General features: G+C 33.8%; 22 protein-coding genes. 17 read left to right on the forward strand and 5 right to left on the reverse strand.

The features are described 5' to 3' along the window. Positions 1–33 precede the first annotated feature (33 nt). A complete protein-coding gene (locus NQ499_RS03880) occupies positions 34–1,383 on the reverse strand; it encodes an MATE family efflux transporter (protein WP_006506401.1) in 1,350 nt (449 codons plus the stop codon). 138 nt (positions 1,384–1,521) lie between these two features. On the opposite strand from NQ499_RS03880, the gene NQ499_RS03885 reads away from it, so the two are divergent. The 11 genes from NQ499_RS03885 to NQ499_RS03935 all read left to right on the forward strand — a co-directional run bounded on the left by NQ499_RS03885 (position 1,522) and on the right by NQ499_RS03935 (position 9,119). Then, positions 1,522–2,205 (forward strand): response regulator transcription factor, encoded by a 684-nt coding sequence (locus tag NQ499_RS03885; RefSeq protein WP_006506400.1) that lies wholly within the window; start codon positions 1,522–1,524, stop codon positions 2,203–2,205. A gap of 12 nt (positions 2,206–2,217) precedes the next feature. Beyond that, on the forward strand, positions 2,218–3,324 hold the full coding sequence (locus NQ499_RS03890) for a sensor histidine kinase (protein ID WP_050772179.1): 1,107 nt from the start codon (positions 2,218–2,220) through the stop codon (positions 3,322–3,324). Between the two features lie 101 nt (positions 3,325–3,425). Continuing rightward, positions 3,426–4,187 (forward strand): C39 family peptidase, encoded by a 762-nt coding sequence (locus NQ499_RS03895; protein ID WP_006506398.1) that lies wholly within the window; start codon positions 3,426–3,428, stop codon positions 4,185–4,187. 131 nt (positions 4,188–4,318) lie between these two features. Then, entirely contained in the window at positions 4,319–4,504 is a 186-nt protein-coding gene (locus NQ499_RS03900; protein ID WP_006506397.1) for a hypothetical protein, read from the forward strand. A gap of 181 nt (positions 4,505–4,685) precedes the next feature. Then, complete coding sequence (locus NQ499_RS03905; RefSeq protein WP_259848605.1) at positions 4,686–5,021, forward strand: DUF3784 domain-containing protein; 336 nt, start codon at positions 4,686–4,688, stop codon at positions 5,019–5,021. Positions 5,022–5,066: 45 nt separating this feature from the next. Next, complete coding sequence (locus NQ499_RS03910) at positions 5,067–5,483, forward strand: hypothetical protein (RefSeq protein WP_006506395.1); 417 nt, start codon at positions 5,067–5,069, stop codon at positions 5,481–5,483. A gap of 169 nt (positions 5,484–5,652) precedes the next feature. Then, on the forward strand, positions 5,653–6,468 hold the full coding sequence (locus NQ499_RS03915; protein ID WP_006506394.1) for a class I SAM-dependent methyltransferase: 816 nt from the start codon (positions 5,653–5,655) through the stop codon (positions 6,466–6,468). A 72-nt stretch (positions 6,469–6,540) separates the two neighbouring features. Further along, positions 6,541–7,470, forward strand: coding sequence for an acyl-CoA thioester hydrolase/BAAT C-terminal domain-containing protein (locus tag NQ499_RS03920; protein WP_040390067.1), 930 nt, complete (start codon positions 6,541–6,543; stop codon positions 7,468–7,470). A gap of 117 nt (positions 7,471–7,587) precedes the next feature. Further along, positions 7,588–7,827, forward strand: a complete 240-nt coding sequence (locus NQ499_RS03925; RefSeq protein ID WP_006506392.1) for a hypothetical protein — start codon at positions 7,588–7,590, stop codon at positions 7,825–7,827. 361 nt (positions 7,828–8,188) lie between these two features. After that, positions 8,189–8,707 carry an SdpI family protein gene (locus tag NQ499_RS03930; RefSeq protein WP_006506391.1) on the forward strand — a complete coding sequence of 173 codons (519 nt, stop codon included), beginning with the start codon at positions 8,189–8,191 and terminating at the stop codon, positions 8,705–8,707. A 22-nt stretch (positions 8,708–8,729) separates the two neighbouring features. Next, positions 8,730–9,119 carry a hypothetical protein gene (locus tag NQ499_RS03935; RefSeq protein WP_006506390.1) on the forward strand — a complete coding sequence of 130 codons (390 nt, stop codon included), beginning with the start codon at positions 8,730–8,732 and terminating at the stop codon, positions 9,117–9,119. A gap of 217 nt (positions 9,120–9,336) precedes the next feature. Here NQ499_RS03935 and NQ499_RS03940 read toward each other — a convergent pair whose 3' ends face one another. The 3 genes from NQ499_RS03940 to NQ499_RS03950 form a co-directional block, all read right to left on the reverse strand. Continuing rightward, complete coding sequence (locus tag NQ499_RS03940; protein ID WP_259848606.1) at positions 9,337–9,927, reverse strand: transposase; 591 nt, start codon at positions 9,925–9,927, stop codon at positions 9,337–9,339. Positions 9,928–10,209: 282 nt separating this feature from the next. Then, positions 10,210–10,578 (reverse strand): IS110 family transposase, encoded by a 369-nt coding sequence (locus tag NQ499_RS03945; protein WP_259848607.1) that lies wholly within the window; start codon positions 10,576–10,578, stop codon positions 10,210–10,212. Beyond that, on the reverse strand, positions 10,566–10,733 hold the full coding sequence (locus NQ499_RS03950; RefSeq protein WP_259848608.1) for a hypothetical protein: 168 nt from the start codon (positions 10,731–10,733) through the stop codon (positions 10,566–10,568). Before NQ499_RS03950 ends, NQ499_RS03945 begins: the two co-directional genes overlap by 13 nt. 309 nt (positions 10,734–11,042) lie before the next feature. Between NQ499_RS03950 and NQ499_RS03955 the strand changes: the two genes are divergently transcribed. After that, positions 11,043–11,249 carry a DUF4177 domain-containing protein gene (locus NQ499_RS03955; RefSeq protein WP_259848609.1) on the forward strand — a complete coding sequence of 69 codons (207 nt, stop codon included), beginning with the start codon at positions 11,043–11,045 and terminating at the stop codon, positions 11,247–11,249. 91 nt (positions 11,250–11,340) lie between these two features. On the opposite strand, the gene NQ499_RS03960 is transcribed toward NQ499_RS03955, so the two are convergent. Continuing rightward, the gene (locus tag NQ499_RS03960) at positions 11,341–12,591 is read right to left on the reverse strand and encodes an IS110 family RNA-guided transposase (RefSeq protein ID WP_259848610.1); all 1,251 of its coding nucleotides are present in this window, start codon (positions 12,589–12,591) and stop codon (positions 11,341–11,343) included. Between the two features lie 503 nt (positions 12,592–13,094). Here NQ499_RS03960 and NQ499_RS03965 point away from each other — a divergent pair. The 5 genes from NQ499_RS03965 (at position 13,095) to NQ499_RS03985 (ending at position 21,462) form a co-directional block, all read left to right on the forward strand. Next, entirely contained in the window at positions 13,095–18,305 is a 5,211-nt protein-coding gene (locus NQ499_RS03965; protein WP_081455811.1) for a discoidin domain-containing protein, read from the forward strand. A 194-nt stretch (positions 18,306–18,499) separates the two neighbouring features. Beyond that, the gene (locus NQ499_RS03970; RefSeq protein WP_006505562.1) at positions 18,500–18,793 is read left to right on the forward strand and encodes a DUF2500 family protein; all 294 of its coding nucleotides are present in this window, start codon (positions 18,500–18,502) and stop codon (positions 18,791–18,793) included. Between the two features lie 89 nt (positions 18,794–18,882). After that, on the forward strand, positions 18,883–19,545 hold the full coding sequence (gene rpiA, locus NQ499_RS03975) for a ribose 5-phosphate isomerase A (RefSeq protein ID WP_006505561.1): 663 nt from the start codon (positions 18,883–18,885) through the stop codon (positions 19,543–19,545). A gap of 1 nt (position 19,546) precedes the next feature. Beyond that, positions 19,547–20,506 (forward strand): Gfo/Idh/MocA family protein, encoded by a 960-nt coding sequence (locus NQ499_RS03980; protein ID WP_006505560.1) that lies wholly within the window; start codon positions 19,547–19,549, stop codon positions 20,504–20,506. A 101-nt stretch (positions 20,507–20,607) separates the two neighbouring features. Continuing rightward, positions 20,608–21,462, forward strand: a complete 855-nt coding sequence (locus NQ499_RS03985) for a LytR/AlgR family response regulator transcription factor (RefSeq protein ID WP_259848611.1) — start codon at positions 20,608–20,610, stop codon at positions 21,460–21,462. The last annotated feature ends 81 nt before the right edge of the window (positions 21,463–21,543 follow it).

Here is a 21,543-nt window from a genome sequence, read left to right on the forward strand (position 1 = left end):
TCCGCCTTTTACACTATCTGAAACCATAATGAGTTAATTACCCATTACAGTATCTTTTAATAATGCATGTATTTTTATTTTATATGATATATAAAGCAGTACTGCTGCACCTGTCCATGCGAGTACTTCTGCAAGATAAATACCATTCTGACCTAAGAATATAGGGAAGATGAGGGCAACACCTACACGAATAACGAGTTCCACAATACCTGATACCATTGGTATAAATGTATTTTCCATTCCCTGCAAGGCACTTCTATATGAATGAAGCATATAAAGAATTGGTAGACATACTGCCATAATGAAGAGATATTTATAAGAAATAGTAAGTACTTTATTAATCTGATCAGGTGTACCTGAAATAAAGAGTAATAAGATATGCTTACCAAATAGAACCATTGAACCACCAATAATCACTGAAGTACAGAATGATAAGAAGGCAGCCTGTGCCACACCTTTTTTAATACGTTCATACTGCTTAGCACCTAAGTTCTGGCTATTGAATGTTGTGATGGCATAACCAAATGAAATAGCGGCTACTTCTAATAAACCATAGAGCTTATTTGTGGCAGTAAATCCTGCAATAAATAAGAATCCAAAACGATTGACTACTGACTGTACCATAATACCACCAATAGAAATAATGAGGTTCTGGAAAGCAAGAGGTGAACCTAACTGTAATAAGTTCTTGATGATCTTTTTTTCAAACTTAAATTTAGTGAGTTCTAACTTGAATGGTAGTTCTTTCTTCAACATATAGAGACAGAATATTGCAGTTAAGAACTGCGCTAATAATGTCGCAATCGCAGCACCTGCAATACCCCATTTAAATACCACTACAAATAATAAATCTAAACAGATATTTGTGATTGCTCCACCAATCATTGCGAGTAATGGTGTACGGCTATCACCTAAAGAACGTAATATACTAGAAAAACAGTTATAAAACATTGTGATCGTCAAACCACCGGACATGATTCTTAAATACGTAATAGAACCCTGAATAACGTTAGATGGTGTATTTAATAGAGTTAATAATGGAACGATAGATAATTCTGCAACAACTGTTGTAAGAATGGAAAAGAAAGCACATAAGAAGAAAATCATATGCATAGATCTTTTCATATTTCCATAATCTTCAGCGCCAAAAGTACGTGAGATACGAATAGAGAATCCCTGTGTAAAGCCCATTACTATTCCTAAAATAGCCCAGTTAATCCAGTCTGCAGCACCTAGACTCGCCAAGGCATTAACACCTAAGAACTGTCCTACAATCATTGTATCTACCATTGTATATAATTGCTGCAAGATATTACCTAACATAAGTGGTAATGCGAATAAGAATATAAGATTTAATGGTTTCCCTTTAGTCATGTTCTTCATGTTTATTTTCCTCCACACAATGCGACTATCATATCATATTATTTATAACTAACTCTAGAGGGAATTTTCAATAATTAAGAAAGTATTAATAATTGATAGGAATGTAAATGATATAATGATGCATAAGAGGGGATATTTATGAATATATTAGTTGTAGATGACGAGAAAGAGATTACAGATTTAATACAAATCTATTTAGAAAATGAGAATTTTACTGTATATAAGTACTATTCTAGTCAGGATGTATTAAGAGATATTGATGATTTAAAGATTGATTTAGCTATCTTAGATGTGATGATGCCTGATATGGATGGTTTTTCGTTATGCAATACAATAAGAAGAAAGTATAAGTTTCCTATTATTTTTGTAACCGCAAAGGTAGAGGATATTGATAAAATCAATGGTTTAAGTATTGGTGCAGATGATTATGTCACAAAGCCATTCCAGCCATTAGAACTTGTTGCACGAGTCAAAGCACAGCTAAGACGTTATAAGAACTATAATGAAAAAGAAGAAAAGAATGAAATAGATTTTAGAGGAATACGTATTAATAATGATACAAGAGAATTCTATTTTAATGAAAAGAAGATAGAACTGACTAAAACAGAATTTGCGATATTATGGGAATTATGTCTCCATAAAGGAAATGTTGTAAAGAGCGATGACTTATTCTTAAAGGTCTGGGGAGAAGATTATTATAAGAGAGATAATAATACAATCATGGTGCATATTAGACATTTACGTGAAAAGATGCATGATGGTGGAAGAAATCCTAAATATATAAAGAAGGTCTATGGAGTGGGCTATAAGATTGAAAAATAAAGGATGGATGATATGGAAACTAATACAATCTTAAAGAAGATTTATAAACGTACACTACTACAATATATAGCTTATACAGTAGGGCTGTTAGTTGTTTTTGTATTGGCAGTCTATCTAGCTGCTTTTTTTGATTTTCAATGGGTCTATGATTTTGATTCTAATATTTATACGTTTCTAGCGTTCTTTTATAATATTGTGAAGAATCCACTCTTGCTTCTGTTGTTTTTATTAATCTGTATAGTGATTTCTTTTGCGTTTATAATTCATCGTCTTTATAAACAGACATCCTATTATATGGATGCATTGACTCATGCATCTCATGAATTAATAGATAAGAGTGTAGACTATATCACATTACCAGAAGAACTTTATGATATAGAAAGACGATTTAATGAACTAAAGAGTGAATCAATAAAGAATGAGAGACTTGCAAGAGAGAATGAACAGAAGAAGGATGAACTCATTGTTTATTTAGCTCATGATATTAAAACACCATTGACTTCTATGATTGGTTACTTATCTTTATTAGATGAAATTAAAGATATGCCTGATACTCAAAGAGAGAAGTATATCAATGTTGCATTAGATAAATCTTATCGCTTAGAAGATCTCATTAATGAATTATTTGAAGTGGCTCGTTATAATTCAGAAAAGATTATTCTAGAAAAAGAAGATTTAGATATTCGTCTGATGTTCGAACAAATCATTGATGATTTCTATCCTGTCCTAGTAGAACAGGAAAAGAATATCCATCTTAATCAAGATGAAGATATCACATTATATGGTGATGCGGATAAACTTAGCAGAGTCTTTAGTAATGTGATTAAGAATGCGATTAGCTATAGTAAGGATCATACTGATATCAATATTGATGTTCATAGTATGCATGATGATGTCATTATTAAAGTCATCAATAAAGGAAAAGAGATACCTAAAGAAAAACTAAATCGTATATTTGAGAACTTCTATCGTTTAGATTCAGCACGTACTTCAAGAACAGGTGGAAGTGGTTTAGGTCTCGCTATTGCCAAGGAAATAGTGGAACTTCACCATGGTTCTATCTTTGCATCAAGTAATAAAGAAGAAACAGTCTTCACAATTACTCTCCCAAAAAATTAAGAAGTTCATAAGAATTCTATAAGAATGTATTAAAGAAGCATCTTCATTTGTATTGGTAAAATACAAGCAATGAAGATGCTTTTTTAAGGAGATGAAAACATATGAAAAAAATAATCATTGTATTGCTTTGTGTATTCTCAATTCTTATAGGTCATATAGCTTATAATATAAGTGGTGGTGTGAGTGGACTAAGAGAAGATATTGGTTTAGAAATAAAAGCGCGTTCTAATCCTAAACTACGTACTATATTAAATAATAAGAATCAATATTCTGATGCAATGATTCAATCACTTTATCGTAATGAAGAACTTATTGATTTTGTTTACAACTATCCAAGTAAAAAAGGACATGTTTATACAGATACAATAGGTCCAGTCACAAAAGGACGTTATCCTCTCTTACTTCAATATGATCAAAGATGGGGCTATGGAAAGTATGGATATAATGTGATTGGCATGAATGGCTGTGGTCCTACGAGTGCTGCAATGATTATTGCAGGATTAACAGGAAGAAATAACATTACCCCTTTTGATGTGGCATCTTATGCATATAGTCATGGCTATTATCAAGATGGAACATCCTGGGCTTTCTTTACTGAAGGTATGAAACATTATGGTATTCATGGAAGAAACATACCCCTCTTTTATTCTTCTATGAAGAATGAAATCATGAATGGTAGACCTCTTATTTGCAGTATGAAACCAGGAGACTTTACTACTACAGGACATCTTATTGTGATTAGAGGAATGAAGCAGAGGATGTTTATTGTGAATGATCCTAACTCTATAAAAAGAAGCAATCGTTTATGGAGTTATGATACTCTTTCTAAACAGATTAGAAATATATGGTCATTCTCAAGATAGAATATCTTGGAAATGATTTTCTATAGAACTTAAAGGGAACTTAAAGGGAAAATACAGGTAATTGAATGTAAATGTAAGGTTATGATATAATGTGGGTGTAATAAATCGAAGTTTTGCGGGATGGAGATAAAATGAGTTTAAGCCAAACGATTATTTTTGGAATGATTTTTCCTTTAATGTTTTGTTCTATAGGTAGTTTATTTGCAAGAAAAGGATATGTTTATTTTAAAGCAAAAAAAGATAAAAAACATAAATGTTTGACTCAAACAGAAGGAAAAATAGTAAGTGTAAATGCAATGAGGATCAATAGAAGATGACCAAGTTAAAATCTGGTATGAAAAAAATAATCCTAAGTATAGCTATATTGATGGTTATAAGGAAGATGGTGTTGCAGCAATTGTATCATGTATTGCTGGGACAATGCTTGTAATAATTGGATTATTTGTGGTTATGTTTGTATGGTTTTATTAGAAAAATCGGTATTTAATGAGGTGTATTATGAATACAGGATTTTGGTCATATATAATTTTTTTAATACTGTTTGTGATTATAGGTGTGTTATTTGCGGTTTTAAAGGAAAAAGCAGCACAATTTGTTTTGGGATTCAATTTATTGTCGAAAGAAGAACAGGCATTGTATGATAAAGCTTATATTTCTCATGATATAAGAAATCAGTGTTTTACATGGGCTGGCATAATGCTGATTGGAGCAGTGTTATCTTATTATTTAACACCATATATGGCTGTTCCAGCTTTTGTTGTTTGGCTCGTCTTATTTTTCCAAGAGGTTCACTTTGATACATACAAAGCGTTTGAAAAATATTTGTTAAAATGAATTTATGATTTTTGAAACTAAGAAATCGGGAGTTGGAGGAGCAACATGAATTCTTATAAATTACTCTTTGATTGGCAAATTTCTATGCCAGATAACTGGCAAGGCGAATACGATGAAGAGAATGGGGAGTATATTTTTTATCCTAATAGTAGTGATTTGACAATTCGTATAACACCATTTCGCGCAGAAAGGGAAGGTATGCTTGCACCAAGAGAAGTAATGGAAGAAGCTTATATCAGAACAGTACCAGCATCTGCAAGACAGCGAAATTTAGATTTCTACATCCCGAGTGGATTTGAAGCAAAGATATACGATGAAGTATTAACAGAAGATAGCAGCACTATTTATGTTGTTTATGTGGGGTATTATTCTGCGGGTGAATTATTATCTATCAGCGTATGGAGTACCAATAAAGATGAAGGGGAACAAGCCTTAAATATTCTTAATACAATAAGGAAGTAAGCAATTGCCAAATTCTTATATAACTTTGAAGAAAAGCACAAAATAAAGAAAACTAATGAAAAGTTTATGGGGGTTGTCTTCAAGACACGTCAATTTGAATTGTTTATTGTCATAAAATGTGTTACAATCAAGTTAATCAAAACTAACTATATTGCAAAAAGGTAAATGTATGAATGAAAGAATAAAACCTACTATCAGTGGCAGTGCTGAGACAATGCTCCAGAGCTTTTATGCCAGAGCCCAATATTCAAAAAGTAAACATAATAAATTCTATGATGCAAAGGCGGTAGAATTAGTCGACAAAATTGATTATGATTTTTCTACAGCGGCTAGGGATTCTACGATGGGGAAAGGGGTAATTGCTAGAACGGTAGTTTTTGATGAATTAGTAAAGAATTTTATAGAGAAAAATCCTGATTGTACGGTGGTTAATATTGCCTGTGGTCTGGATACGAGATTTTATCGCATGGATAATGGTAAAATCACCTGGTACAATCTGGACCTGCCCGAAACGATAGCAATCCGCAATCAGATTTTCGAAGAATCAGGACGTGTTTCTACGATAGGAATTTCTGCACTTGACCCTGCATGGTCAAAAGAAGTAAAAGTGCGGGGGAAAATGCTTTTTATCATTGAAGGATTATCAATGTATCTGACAGCAGAAGAAAACGGTAAGATATTAAAAATAATAAAGGACAACTTTGATAATGCCTATATTCTTATGGAATGTCTGGCAAAGGTATGGGTGAAGAAAGAAGGAATAGAAAAATCCATACAGCAAACAGGCTCAAAATTTGTCTTCGGTGCAGATTATTTTGAAGACCTTGGGAATATGATAACAGGGTATCATAAAATAAAAGATGATAATATTCTTCGTGGCATGGAGTTATTTTCATCTGCATACAGACTTTTGGCGTTATTACCGATTGCAAAAAAGGTTACGCAGAAGATTCTGATATTTGAAAAGGACGAACAAAGCATATGAAAGAGTCTTTATACGTGAATATAAAACCACACGTCTGATATTAAAATTGGAATTTGGTGAAAGGTGATGGCAATGAGAAAATTATTTTTTGAAACAGATCGTGATGGCTTTTATGGTACATATTATGAAAATCCTGAAGGGGCGGACTGTGCTGTGATTGGTCTCTTTGGAGATGATCCAAATGATTATATGGCAAAATGCGGTGCTAAATGGCTGCACAAAAATGGCGTCAATGCCCTTTGTATGTCTCCGGGAAAGCATAACTACAGTCATGTCAACTGTCCGCTTGAGAGAATTGAGACAGCGGTTACGTGGTTAATGACTCATGGAAACAGAAAGGTCGGTATTATGGGGATGAGTACGGCAGGAATGGAAGCGTTGGCTGCAGCATCCTTTTTTCCGGATATAACGCTGACATTTGGGCTGACTGCCAGCAATTTTGTATGGCAGGGATTTGAGCAGGGTAAAAAGGATGGATGCAAGGAGTGGCCTGTGCCCGGAACTTCTACACTTTCCTATCGTGGAAAACCACTTGCTTATATGCCATTTGTCTACGAACACCCAACGTATTGGAAAAAGATTGAGGCCGAAACAAAAGGATCAGGAGATTTTCTACGCTCGACCTGTCTTTTTGCAGATTCTGAAAAGGAACGTGAGCATACAGAGGAAGAAATGATAAAAATTGAAAATATCAAGGGGAAACTTATCCTGATTGGTGCAGACGATGACAGCCTGTGGGAGGCAGGTAAGTATGTCCGACGTATGGATCAGCGGTTGCAGAAATATCCGCATGAGTGTGAATATGAGGCTATAACGTATAAACATGGTACACATTTTGTATTGCCGGAATCCATGTTGCGAATGGCACTGCCAATAGGCCTGAAATTTGTTATGCGCTTTATTTTCCGTTCAGCAAAGCAATATCCCAATGAGTGCGAAGCCGCAAGAAAAGACATAGACAAAAGACTTTCGGCGGCGCTGTATGAGTGGATTTCGGAATAATATCACATCGTAAGTTGAAAGATTCCAGTTTAGTGAAGGACGTATAGAAATTATATGTTCCTTTTTTATCGCAAAAAAGCAAGAAATGGAGTAGTCATGTAATGATAGAATAGAAGTATGAAGGAGGAGGTCTTATGCCTAAAACATCAATCGATTGTCGTATTAAGAAATACGCTTATTTTTGTGAGTAAGGCAAGTAAGTATAATGATGAGGCACTTACATATGCGAAAAAACTTATTAAAGCAAACTACAATAAAGCAACTGATGCAGAGATTGATACATTACTAGAAGAAGCAAAAGATAAATCAAGTAGTGGTAAAACAGCATATAATGGAAAAGGTATTTATGTTGGTTAGCTAGATAAGGATGACTATTATCAGTATCAGGTATTAAGATTCTATAAATGATAGTTGATTATTATTTGAATTATGCTTACGATAAACCTAGACAGGAGTATTCCTCTGCCCATATCTGGCGGGGGGGTGCTCCTGTTTTTATAATGAGATAAATATTATAATATAGTTGCAAAAGCAATTGTAGATAAGAAATGGTATAATACTTATGTAGGAAAGTTCTTTTTCTGTATCTATATAAAAGATAAGAAGATGTAAAGGAGAAAGAACTTAATCAACAAGAAGGTAAATCTATTATGAAAAACGAATAGGTTTTGTTTGAAACAGCAGATAAAGATAATGTGCCTGTTAATAATGATATCGTGTGGTTGAATTATTTGAGAGACATGTCAAGACGCTAGGTAAGCATATTAAGGATGCATTGAAAGAAGAATTGAATCGTTCAGTTGTCGCAAGTTTTGCGACAACTGCTTCTATTAATGATATAAGACAAATGCAAAAGGAGGTATATCTTATGTATGTATTGTTTTTTTGTAACTTGTTGATTCCTGTTGTTGTGATTGTAACAGGAAGAATCATGTGGAAACATTATCCCAAAAATATAAATGGTTTGGTAGGATACAGAACAACGCGTTCAATGAAAAATATGGATACATGGAAATTTGCGAATGAGCACTGTGGAAGACTTTGGTATAAGATGGGGTTATTCATGCTTGCTTTTTCAGTTCTTGTTTCTGTATTACTATTACGTACTAATGACAATACATATAGTATGATTTCTCTTATCTTTGTCCTATTGCAATGTATTATTCTAATTGTATCCATTATTCCAACAGAACTTGCTTTAAAAAAGATGTTTTATGAAGATGGAACAAGAAAGTAAATTAAATGAGAGGTGATAAAAATTGGAATTAAACATCAACTCGCCTGCTTATTTTACTCAGCAATATGGCGTGAATGAAGGTGTATACTACTATTGTAAAAAATGTCATGAATACTTCAAAGATAAGGAATATAGCGAGATTTTGAAAGTAATTGGTATATGTCCTCAATGTGCTCCAAAAGATTTGTATCAAAAGGGAATGTGGAAAGAAAAGGTTAGATTTATTGGAAATGGAAGTTGTGCCAGCGTTGATATTAGAATAGATTTTGACCAATATTATAATGCGACAGATGAGGAAAAAGTTATTATTATTAGAAATACTATTATAAGAGCAGTAAAAAAAGTTAAAACCAAAGGCAAGTTTGATTATGAAAGGTTTTGCCAAGATTTACAGAATATCACAGAAAACTAATTATTGATATAGCTTCAAGTTTACAAGTTAAAGACAAACTATTAGATGTCAATAAATAATCTATTTTTTAGGAATTTATTGAATTTATAGGCATTTGTCTTGATTTAGAGGTGAATCCTCTATAAAAATCCTCTTTCTTTTCTAAAAAAGAGTACACTAAAAAGAACTTTTCAACATCGTATCGTTGAAAGCTCTTACACTAGACTTTTATATACTATTAAATAATCATCGTCTCTTCTAATTTGGTGTATACAAACTTGTGTACTTCACCGTCGATATCAGAATACTGATAGATCTGTTTTCTAGTATTTTCAGGAAAGTCTAATGATATTGAATTGAAGAACGTATTTTGGGTTTCTTCTGGTAATCTCATGATATGTTCATGAAAAATTACAAAGCCGCTTTCGTTTTTCATAATTGAATAGATATATCGTGCAATTTTATTTGCGATTGCGATATTAGCCAGCTTATGTCTTTTCTTGTTTCCATTCTTGATTCTTTCAAACTGTTGTTTGAGAACTGGATTATGACGTCTGGCAAATTCAGCAATCATGTAAATTGCATGTCTGAGATATCTAGAGCCTCTTTTAGAAATCTTGCCCATGGTTTCTACAGACGTTCCAGAGCGCTTGTTTCTAGGGCTTGTTCCCGAATAAGAGACAAAACAGTCTGCGTTTTTAAATCGTTTTATATCGCCAGTTTCAGCAATAACAGTTGCAGCAGTTAAAGGACCACATCCTGTAATTGTAAGAAGCAGTTTATAAGCTGGATTTAAAGAAGCAACATCTCTAATATATCTTTCAATCATTTTAAGCTGACCTTTTATGTTTTTTATGTTTTCAACGAGGTCTAGAATGATACTTCTTCCATAAGAAGAAATATTATCATAACCAGAGTATCATGACACAAATCAAAGAGCTTATCGATCTTATCCATCGAACAGCGATGTTTCGTAGCTTCATAAACGACATTGAAGACTTCAAGTCTTGAAGCATTTATGATATCATGTGTCGTAGGATATGAAGATAAGACAGCGATAAAAGCAGCTGATTTAGGTTCGAAAACATATTGAAGTTCAGGAAATAAACAATCACATTGGGCGATGAGACGGTTGATTTCTTGAGAATAGATTTTTTGATCGATAATGTCTGTGTACTAAAGCTTTCAAATCTTGATATCCGTTTTTATTTTTAAAAACGTTGTCATTGACATATTGAACATCGGAATCAGTACCAATGATAGTTGAAATGGTTTGAGCATCTAAAGGATCAGATTTAGCAATGTTATGAGCGTTACGCCATTGATTGACAAAATCAGTATTCAAAAATTTGATGCTTTCATTATCATTGAGATTGTCTTTAATAAAGTTATAGACATTAGTAGAATAGATACCAGTAACTTCTAAAGCAAAACAGATACTGGTACAGTTATCATCGGAATAACTTCTTACAGTTTCCAAAAAAGAAGTAACTTCTGATTTAACAAATTTAAAAGATAATTTTTTCGTAAGAATTTAGGTTTAACAGATCTACGATCACTGACCTTGAGGATAGCAGCATCTGCTTTGCCTTTAGAGGAGTCCATGCCAACATAAAGAATATAATTGTTTTCCATAAATAATGACCTTCTTTCATATGTAATCGGTTTTGAATTGCACCTCTAAATCAAGACAAACGCAACCTCGCAAATACGGAGACAAGTGTAGAAACACTGCTGCAACAAACTAATTCGGGTATAAAGTGATGTCAAGTCTAAAGGATTAAGTCTTTTTGAAGTGGACGTACATGAAGTAGCCACAGGGGGATGGAATAAAACCTTCATTCAAAACAAAACTATTATCTAGAAATTAGAATGTACAATCAATGATGAATTTAATTAAATTCATTAACTGATTCCGTACATATTATACGAGGAGGATAAATCATGTATAAATATGCATATGAAACTATAAGTTGTAATCTAGAAGGCTGGGGACTAGGTGCAGGTAATGTGTATTGTGTTGATGAATATCGTTCTATTATTGAGAAAAGAGCTCTACAAGGATGGCGATATGTCGGATATATTCCTGTAAAGCAGCGTGGAACTGGACACGTACAGGAAATGGATCTGATTTTTGAAAAGGAAGGATAAAGTGTGAAACAAAAATCAATCAAAACGTATAAAAAAAAGACAAACTTAAAAATTAGTTTGAATAATTTAGAAAAAATAGAATAATTGAATATTATTGTTTAGTTAATTTAGAAACGTCAAAACCTGATTTCTTAAGAAACTCAATTGCTGATTCTTCTGTTAAAACTTGTTGCTTTATAGGTGGATTAGGATTTCTAAATGATTCATAATCTGAAGGATTAAATGTCTCTCCAGTAAGAATCATATGGTATATGCTGACAAGCATCATTCTTGCAATTGCGATAATGGCTTTCTTGTGGCCTCGTCTCTTTTTGATACGAGAATACTTAATTCCAAAATAGCCCTCCTTATCTTTGATTGCTCCAAGAGCACACTGAACTAATAAAGGTTTTAAATATTGACCTGCTTTAGAAATACGAACTGATTTTTTCTTATTAGCACTTTCGTTATTTGCAGGTGCTAATCCAGCCCAACAGGTTAGTTGTTTATCTGACTCGAATTGTTTCATATCTACTCCGATTTCTGAAATAATAAGAATTGCAGATAAAGTGCTGATACCTGGTAGTTGGGTGATGTGCATGAATTGATCGAACATTGGTGCTGCACGTTTCATCATTTCGATTTCACAGTTATCAATATGGACTTGTAATTCTTCCATATGAGTCATTGACTCATTCATTTTAAACCTTTGATCAGTTTCGATATTGCAGTGTTTAATGGAATCTAGAATCTTATCTTTATTTTTACACAATCCATGGACACATTTCAAAATTTTCTCATCTTCAATGATATCTGACTCAAGTACTTCTTTCATGATTGCTTGTGCAGACTTTCCAAACGGATCTGAAAATACAGAACCAATACCGATGTTGGAAACTGTCATACAGTTTTGATATCGATTACGTTCAGAGGAACGCATTCCAACCAATTTATAGCGATAGCGAGATATTTCTCGTAAAGCTCTTATTTCTTTGGGTGGTATGAAAGAAAATTTGATTAGATCATGTTTAAATAAATCACAGATCCATTTTGAATCTTTCTTGTCAGTTTTCTTCCCTTTAATTGCTTTGACATATTTTGGATGAGTTAAGTAAATATTGATTTCATCTTCCAAGATGTTGAAAATTGGAATCCAATATTTACCAGTAGATTCCATGCATGCATCAAAGCATTTGTGATTAATGAGCCACTGTTTAAGATTCAGTAAATCAGGATTTAAAGTTGAAAACGTTTCTTGGATGTATTCGGTAATGCGAGTTTTCTTATTAGTAATACCGATTGTAGCCACAATGATATTCTTGTGAACATCCATGCCACAGCAGATTGGTCTAACAATCTTCATAAAAAAATCTCTCCTTTCATTGAAAGAAGAGAAGTGGCATTGACTGCTATCTAAGCTAATCACTCAGTTGATTGTACAATCATAAGTGTCCTGGCTCTAAGTCCAACTTATTTGTGCTTGAAAAGATAGCGGCGACTTATAAAAATTCAGGATATTCTATTTGAGCAGAATTGCCTACTCACCTTCACGTGCTCTGTAGTATACCACCTCTCTTTGATTATACTATTATATCGAGAGGCACACTATAGTTTTGGTGGATTTGAGTTTGATTAAATATTTGTGTCCGCGCAACGAAGGCGCGGGGAAATGGAGAAAAAAATGCTAAAATAATTGTGATGAAAAAACTTGATGTAAGAGGTTACATGAACTATACTCTTACTTGAGATGGATTGTTACTTTAAGTAGGCAAGACCAGACACATTTAAGCATGCGCTGCATCATGTCTTTTTGTGTTTGGTCTTTTTTTATTGGAGGACAATCAATCAGAAAGGAAAGTGAAAATCGTGGGAAGATTAAAGAAAGTCGTAGCTGCATTATTTAGTGCGAGTATGATTATTTCTAGCTGGAGTATGACACTTGTCCATGCAGATACAATCACAAATATTGCATTAAATAAGAAAGTTACAACAAGTTATGCATGTTCTGGATTTGGTGCTGAAAAAGCAGTGGATGGCGATAAGTCATCACGCTGGGCAACTGAATTTGGTGAACATGCTGCGACTAACCATTGGATTGATGTGGATTTAGGTGCACAGTCTACGATTTCATCTTTTAATATCCATTTTGAGAATCCTAAGGATGGCAATGCTCTTCAAAGAGTACGTAAATTCAAGATTGAAGGATCACTCAATGGTTCATCTTATGCATTGATTCATAATTCAGTAGATAAACCAGAAGGATTTGGCGTAGATGAAGTTGTAACACTTGATACACCTGTACAGTATCGTTACGTAAGATTAACAGTAGAAAAATTACGTGATGGTGCTTATCCAAGTATTTCAGTGGCAGAGTTTGAAGTCATGGGTACTCAGGAAAAGACTGAGACACCTACGAATGTCAATTTAGCGCTAAACAAGAATGTTGTAGTAAGTGCAGAGTATCCTACACTCCCTAAGAAAAACCTCACAGATGGTAATGAAAGTACAAGATGGTCTACAGAAGGCGCTCCAGTACAGTGGTTCTATGTAGATCTAGGTAAGTCTGAGTCTTTCAACCAGTTAAAGATGGTTTGGGAAAGTAATGATGTGTATGCAGGTTCTTATAATATCTATGCTTCAGATGATCATACAAATTGGGGTGAAGCTATTGTAAAAAGAACAGGTAACAAGAAACGTACTTCTGTAGAATACTTATCTAGTGCTAAAAAAGCACGTTATGTAAAGGTTGAAGTGACAAAGATGGAAGGGTACGACAGTGTATCATGCTGTGAATTTGAAGTACTGAATTCATCAGATAAAGCACCTCAAAACCCTACAGAAAACGTAGCATTCAATAAGCCTGCAGTGGCTTCTTCAGTTGAAGGTGGTACTTCATTTACAGCAGGTAAAGCGTTTGATGGTAATACTAAGGGAACATCACGCTGGGCATCTGGTGTAAAGAATGCACCTCATTGGATTTATGTGGATCTTGAAGATGTATTAGATGTCAAGACTGTACGCTTAACTTGGGAAACAAGAAAAGCGACAAAGTATAGAATCCAGTATGCAACTGAATTAGACAAGTGGACAGATGCAAAGATATTTAACAGTCGTCCTGCTAATAAGACTCAGAAGATTGTCTTAGATAAAGCGGTGAAGGCACGTTATGTACGCTTGTATATTGATGCAGTGGATTCATTAGATCCAGATACAGGCATTAGCTGGAATAATATTTCTGTTTATGAAATGGAAGTATATGGTGGAGAACCAACAGTTGATGTGAATGAAATGATGGATTCTATTACAGTGGCAGAAGTGAAGAAGGGTGATCAGAAGGTTAATGTAACTCTTCCAGAATCTGAAGATTATACAATTACATTCAATGGTGCTGATTATGAACAGCTTGTTGGTGATGATTTGACTATCTATCAGCCTTTAGTTGATACAACTGCTACTTTATCTTTCAAAGCAACAAATAAGAAAGATAAGAATGATTATTTATTTAAAGAAATTGCAGTGAATATTCCTGGTAAATATAACGTCGAACAGGGAGATAATGCAGCCCCTATCGTATTACCAGAATTAAGAGAATGGAAAGGTCATACAGGTACATTCAACTTTAATAAGAATGGCCGTATTGTGGTGCGCAATTCTAAATTGAATGAAATGGCAAAAACATTCCAGAGTGATTTAAAGGAAATCACAGGATCTAAGTTAGATATCGTTACAAGCGGTGAAACAAAAGCAGGAGATATCGTTCTTACTCTTGTAGATAAGAAAGAAAACTTAGGTTTAGATAAGGAAGGTTATATTTTAGAAATTGGTGATACTGTATCAGTAAAAGCTGAACAGGAAACAGGTGCTTTCTGGTCTACACGTACTATTTTACAGATCTTAAAGCTTAATATGCTCACTATGCCTAAGGGTATGACAAGAGATTATCCACTTTATTCTGTCAGAGGTCTTATTCTTGATGTAGGACGTAAGACATTTACTATGGATAATCTAACAATGTTGATGAAGGAAATGTCTTGGTATAAGTTGAATGACTTCCAGGTACATTTAAATGATAATGTCATTCCTCTAGAGAATTACTCTAATGCAGGTAAGGACCCTATGACAGCTTATTCTGGATTCCGTCTTGAATCTGATATCAAGAAGGGCGGTAAGAACCAGGCTGATTTGACAAGTACAGATGTATTCTATACTAAGAAGGCATTTAGAAACTTCATTAAACAGTCAAGAATGTATGGGGTAAATATTGTTCCTGAAATTGATACACCAGCGCATTCTCTTGCTCTTACTAAGGTGCGTCCAGACTTACGTGCTGGTACTTATGGTCGTGACAATGATCATTTGAACTTAGTAACTAAGTATGATGAATCAGTGGCTTTTGTACAGGAAATCTTTGGTGAATATATGAATGGTTCTGATCCAGTCTTTGATTCTAAGACAACTGTACATATTGGTGCGGATGAATATACAAAGGATCCAAATGCATATCGTCGCTTCTGTAACGATATGATTGATTATGTAGAAAACTCAGGACGTAAAGCACGTCTATGGGGAAGTTTATCAAGTCTTAAGGGTAATGTAACTGTAAAGGCTCAGAATGTAGAAATGAACTTATGGAACTATGGCTGGGCTAATATGGATAAGATGTACGAAGAAGGCTTTGACCTTATTAACTGTAATGATGGTAACTATTACATCGTACCAAATGCAGGGTACTACTATGACTATTTGAATAATTCAACAGTATATAACTTACCAATCAATGAAGTGGGTGGTAAGCATATTCCTGCTGGTGATAAACAGATGCTTGGTGGTTCTTTTGCAGTATGGAATGATATGACAGATTACCTCAATAATGGTATTACTGAATATGATGTTTATGATCGTATTCAGGCATCTGCTGCATTATTTGGTGCTAAGCTTTGGGGTAAAGGATCATTAACTCAGAGTCAGGCAGAAAATGCAGCGGGCTTATTAGGAGATGCACCTGGTACTAACTTTGCCTATAATGTAGAAGACAAAGATGGTGTATTTGAAGTCATCGACAATAACACTTCATATAAGGGTGTGAATGCAGATGTAGAAGATGTTGATTATAAGAAGGCTATTCATTTATTGGGTGACTCTTCATATGTAGAAACTAAACTTCATACAACTGTAGGATTAAACAATAGCTTAAGATTCAAGGTAAAACGTACTTCATCTTCAATTGATAAAGACCAGATCCTATTTGAATCAAGCTATGGTTCTATCAAAGGTGTTCAAAAGGGCACAGGTAAAGTAGCTATCTCGAGAGAAAACTTTGATATTACTTTTGATTATTCACTTCCAGTAGGACAGTGGGTTGAAATTGAAATCAAGAACCCAGATAACGGACGTAATCGCAAGTATGCTGAATTATATGTTAATGGCAAGCTTGTAGACCGTAAGGGTGATGATGAAAAGGTTGAAGGTAACAAACTTATTGCAACTACAATGATTCCATTTGAAAGAGTGGGAAGTAAAACACATGCTTTTGTGGGCTATATTGATGATATTGTGCTTGCAAAGAATAAGGACTATGCTTCAACGAGTGAATTAGATAACACATTATTGATCTTACATGCATTAGAAGCAGATAAGAAAGTAGATGCTTCTAAGAAGGATGCAATGAGATCATTAATCAAAGAAGGAGAGGCCCTTACTTGTCAGGCTGATCCAGATGCTGTGCGTATTGCGGATGTTGTAAAACGTATGAAAGATTTGATTGCGACAGTGACTTATAAGAAGGCTGATTACAGCGCAATTGAAGCTATTCTTGCAAAAATTCCTAACACTGATTTGACTAAGATCTATACAAAGGATTCTTTGGATGCTTTAGAAACAGCTAAGAACAATATTGTATATGATTTACCAAGAGGTATGCAGTCTCAGGTTGATGCGTATGCAAAAGATTTACAGAGTGCATTAGATCGACTTGTATTATTGGATGTGGCTGATTTATATTACTATCAGGGTACGATGACAGGTACTGCTTCTTCACAGGAAACTGCAAATGAAAAAACACCTGCTTCTAATGCTTTAGATGGTAACCCAGGTACATTCTGGCATACATTATGGAATGGTGCTTCCTTACCACACTGGTATATGATTACTATGGGTACAACTGAAAAGGTAGATGGACTTTATTATTTACCACGTAGTAATGCTGGTAACGGTACAGTGACTCAGTATAGTATCGAAGTAAGTACTGATGGGCAGACTTTCAAGAAAGTCAAAGAAGGTACACTTCCATTAAATGCAGAAGGTAAGTTAATCAGCTTTGATGCAGTTGATGCAAAGTATGTAAGATTTAATATCTTAGCAGCTAAGGGTGGATTTGGCAGCGCAGCTGAATTCAAGATTCATTATGTGCCAGCATCTACTGGAGCAGAAGAACTTGAAGCACTTGTTAAACATGCAGAAGGATTGGATCGTACACTTTATACTAAAGAATCATTAGAAAAGTTAGATACTGCATTAGAAAAGGCAAAAGCTGTATTAAAGAAGGAAGATGCTTCAGCAAATGAAATCAATGAAGCAAAGACAAATCTTTATAATGCGTTATTAAAGGATTTAATTGCGAAGACTCCTGTAATCAAGGAAGATGCTGATACTAAGGATTTAGAGGATTTAGTAGGTTCTATTGATCAGAATCAGAAGGATTATACAGAAGAAAGCTGGAATAAACTTCAGGATGCTTTAAAGAAGGCTCAGGATGTTTTAAATAAGGAAGAACCTGAGCAATCTGAAGTAGATGCAGCTTATAAGAATCTTAAAGATGCAATTGATGGATTAGAAAAGGTCAAAGATCCAGTCATTACACCGGACAAGCCATCTAAGCCAGATGAAAACAAACCTGGTGAAACAAAGCCTGGCGAATCTAAGCCAAGTGAAACAAAGCCTAGCGAATCTAAACCAAGTGAAACTAAGCCAAATAAGAAACCACAGACTAGTGATTTGACACCACTTGCAAGTGTATTCAGTTCTATCTTTGTATCATTGAGTGGTATTTATCTTGTGATGAGAAAGAAAGAGTATTAAGAGTTAGAAAGGACTTTAAATGAAGTCCTTTTCTTTATGAAAAATACATATAAAAAACACACAGAGTCCATAACAATTACATATCTAAACACTATACTAGTTACTATTGAGGTGATAGAAATGGAATATTTATTTATTTTTTTAGAAAGCTTTTTTCAGACATCAAATGAAGAAGACTAGAATTGAGGCAGTTTATGGGAATCGTATTTGTTTGTCTTGTTATAGTAGGTATGATCTGTATTGTTGACGCCAATACAATTATATGCTGGTTCAAGAATAATCGTGCACTAGTCCATATAATAGGGGCAAGTATACTTACAAAAGAAGTGAATGAAAATAAGTATTATGTCTGTTTTGGATTAGAAGATGGCAGAATAAAAAGATTACTTGTTGATTATTATGTCTATTTATCTCTTACAGAAGGAGAAAAAGGCATATTGACTTATCAAGGAACAAGATTTATTAGATATGAAAGAGGTGGAGAATAATATTTTCTTCATCTCTTTTATTGACGAAAATAAATTTAAGTGATATTTTGCTTATGTAAGATAATTTCATAGATGGGAGATGGGTGAAAATGAAGAAAAGAAGTGCAAAAGCCGCTTTAGAACTTATTGAAGATGGTATGATTGTTGGTCTTGGTGGTGGAGAAACAATTGGCTATCTTGTTGAATATTTAAGTCATTCTCATAAAGATGTCAAGGTTGTAACACCTTCGTTTGCGACAGAACAGGTTTGCATTCAATCTGGACTTGAACTATTACCACTCTGGTCAGTCAATCATGTTGATTTATCTTTTGATGGCTGTGATGAAGTGGATCAGGATATGAATGCATTAAAATCAGGTGGGGCTATTCAGACAAGAGAGAAATTGATTGCCTCTATGAGTGATCGTTATATTTTATTGCTTGATGAATCAAAGTATTTTGTTACTTTACCATTTTTACATGATATTACATGTGAAGTGCTCAAAGAAGCTTATAGTTATGTATCAAGAAAAATTAAAGAAATGGGTGGAAAACTTATTTTAAGACCAAATAAGAGTAAAGCAGGACCGGTCATAAGTGATGATGGACATTTTATTGTAGATGTACATTTTGATACAATAGAAAATATAAAAGAATTAAATAATAAACTTAATAATATTGAAGGACTTATTGCGACTTCTCTATTTGTAGGATTAGTGACTGATCTTATTATTTCTAATAAAGAAGAAACATACAGAATAGGAGGAAAATAATATGTATAACTGGGGGATTATTGGAACTGGATGGATTGCCCATGAAATGGGTGAAGCATTAAATAGAATGAATCATGGTATTTATGGGGTTGTTTCAGGGCGTTATGAGAATGCATTATCTTATCAGAAAGAATTTGATGTCAGACATGTCTATCATACAATAGATGATATGTTAGAAGATTCTCATATAGATATTGTATATATTGCGACACCTCATAATTTACATTATGAAGAGATGATGAAAGCATTAGAAGCAGGTAAACATGTTTTTGTAGAAAAGTCTATTACAGTTAATGATAATCAATTAGAAGAAGCAATCTCTTTGGCTGAAAGGAAAGGCTTAGTTATTATGGATGGTGTGACACTTTTCCATATGCCAGTTTTTAAAAAGGTGAAAGAGATTGTGGAGAGTGGTTCTTTAGGACCAGTGAAGATGATTCAGGTCAACTTTGGAAGCTGCAAGGAATATGATATCAATAATCGTTTCTTTTCTAAGGAACTTGCAGGTGGTGCATTACTTGATATTGGTGTTTATGCAGTCAGCTTTGCCCGTTATTTTATGTCAGAAAGTCCAAAGCAGATTCTTTCGACTGTTAATCTGTTTGAAACAGGTGTCGATGAAACATCAGGTATTATTTTAAATAATTCCAAGGAAATGGCTGTCATCTCTCTTACAATGCGTGCAAAACAGCCTAAACGTGGTCTTATTGCCTGTGAAAATGGATATATTGAAATCTATAACTATCCTAGAGGAGACCAGGCAGTGATTACTTATACCTCTGACGGACATAGCGAAACAATTAAAAATGGAGAAACAAAAGACGCTTTATTTTACGAAATTGAAGATATGGAGGATTATGTAAGTAATAAATATAGTAAAACATTAGAAATTACAAGTGATGTCATGAAAATACTTACTAAAATCAGAAAACAATGGGGCATGATTTATCCATTTGAATAAATTAAAGAGGAAAAGATACTTTTCGTGCAATAAAAAAACCTTTTATACATAACTATGAGACTTATAATATTATTTTTGGTAAATTATAAGTGGTGATAATTATGAGAAAAAAAGTGATACAAGATTTAATTGAAACAAGTAGAGAAATTATTAGAGCTTTCTGGCATAAAGATGTGAATCTTTTAAGCCATTATCTAGACAATGATGTTTTTTATTGTGGTGCTGATCCAAGTCAATATTATTCAAGCAAGAATGAGCTAATGAATTATTTATATTCTGTAATGAATGATAGTTTAAAAAGTGAATTGACACATATTGATTTTCAATGCGTTTTTAATCAGCAGAACACATGTATTATTGTCGGTCGCTTTTTTCTTATGACAGATATGAATTCATTAGAAATGATTCATGAACAACAAAGATGTACACTCGTCTGGTCTATTGAAAAAGAAAAGGAAGGACGTATTGTTTATTTAAATACACCAGATCGTTTAGGACAGTTAGAAGACGGAGAGTTATTCCCTCATAAGATGGGCTCTAGTACATATCATTACTATAAGGATATGGTCAAAAAGCTTATGGAGCCAGATAAAACAATTTTAGTGAATGATAAGAACAAGCATACATGTTTGATTCCTTTAAAAGATATTTATTATGTCATGGCATTCCAGCATAATACAGTACTTTATACAAATAAAGGTGAAATTACTTCAACAGTCTCTTTTAATAAAATGGAAGAATTACTTGGTACACAGTTCTTCAAGATTCATAGAAGTTATACTATTAACAGAGATTATATTCGTTTATTTGGGCCTGATTATGTAGAACTTACAAATGGAGATAAGGTACCAATGACAAAACGTAATCGTACACAATTAATTAATTCATTAATGAAGTGTACAAATGTTCAATCAGGTATTGATGAAGATGAAAAAGAGGCTGTAACGAATAGATAGTATTTACTACTACCTTGAGCGTTACAGCTCTTTTTCGTATATTCAAACCCAAAAAGGTTATTCACTATTGCATGGTGAATA

The organism is Catenibacterium mitsuokai (assembly GCF_025148785.1).
Taxonomy (GTDB): Bacteria; Bacillota_I; Bacilli_A; order Erysipelotrichales; family Coprobacillaceae; genus Catenibacterium; species Catenibacterium mitsuoka.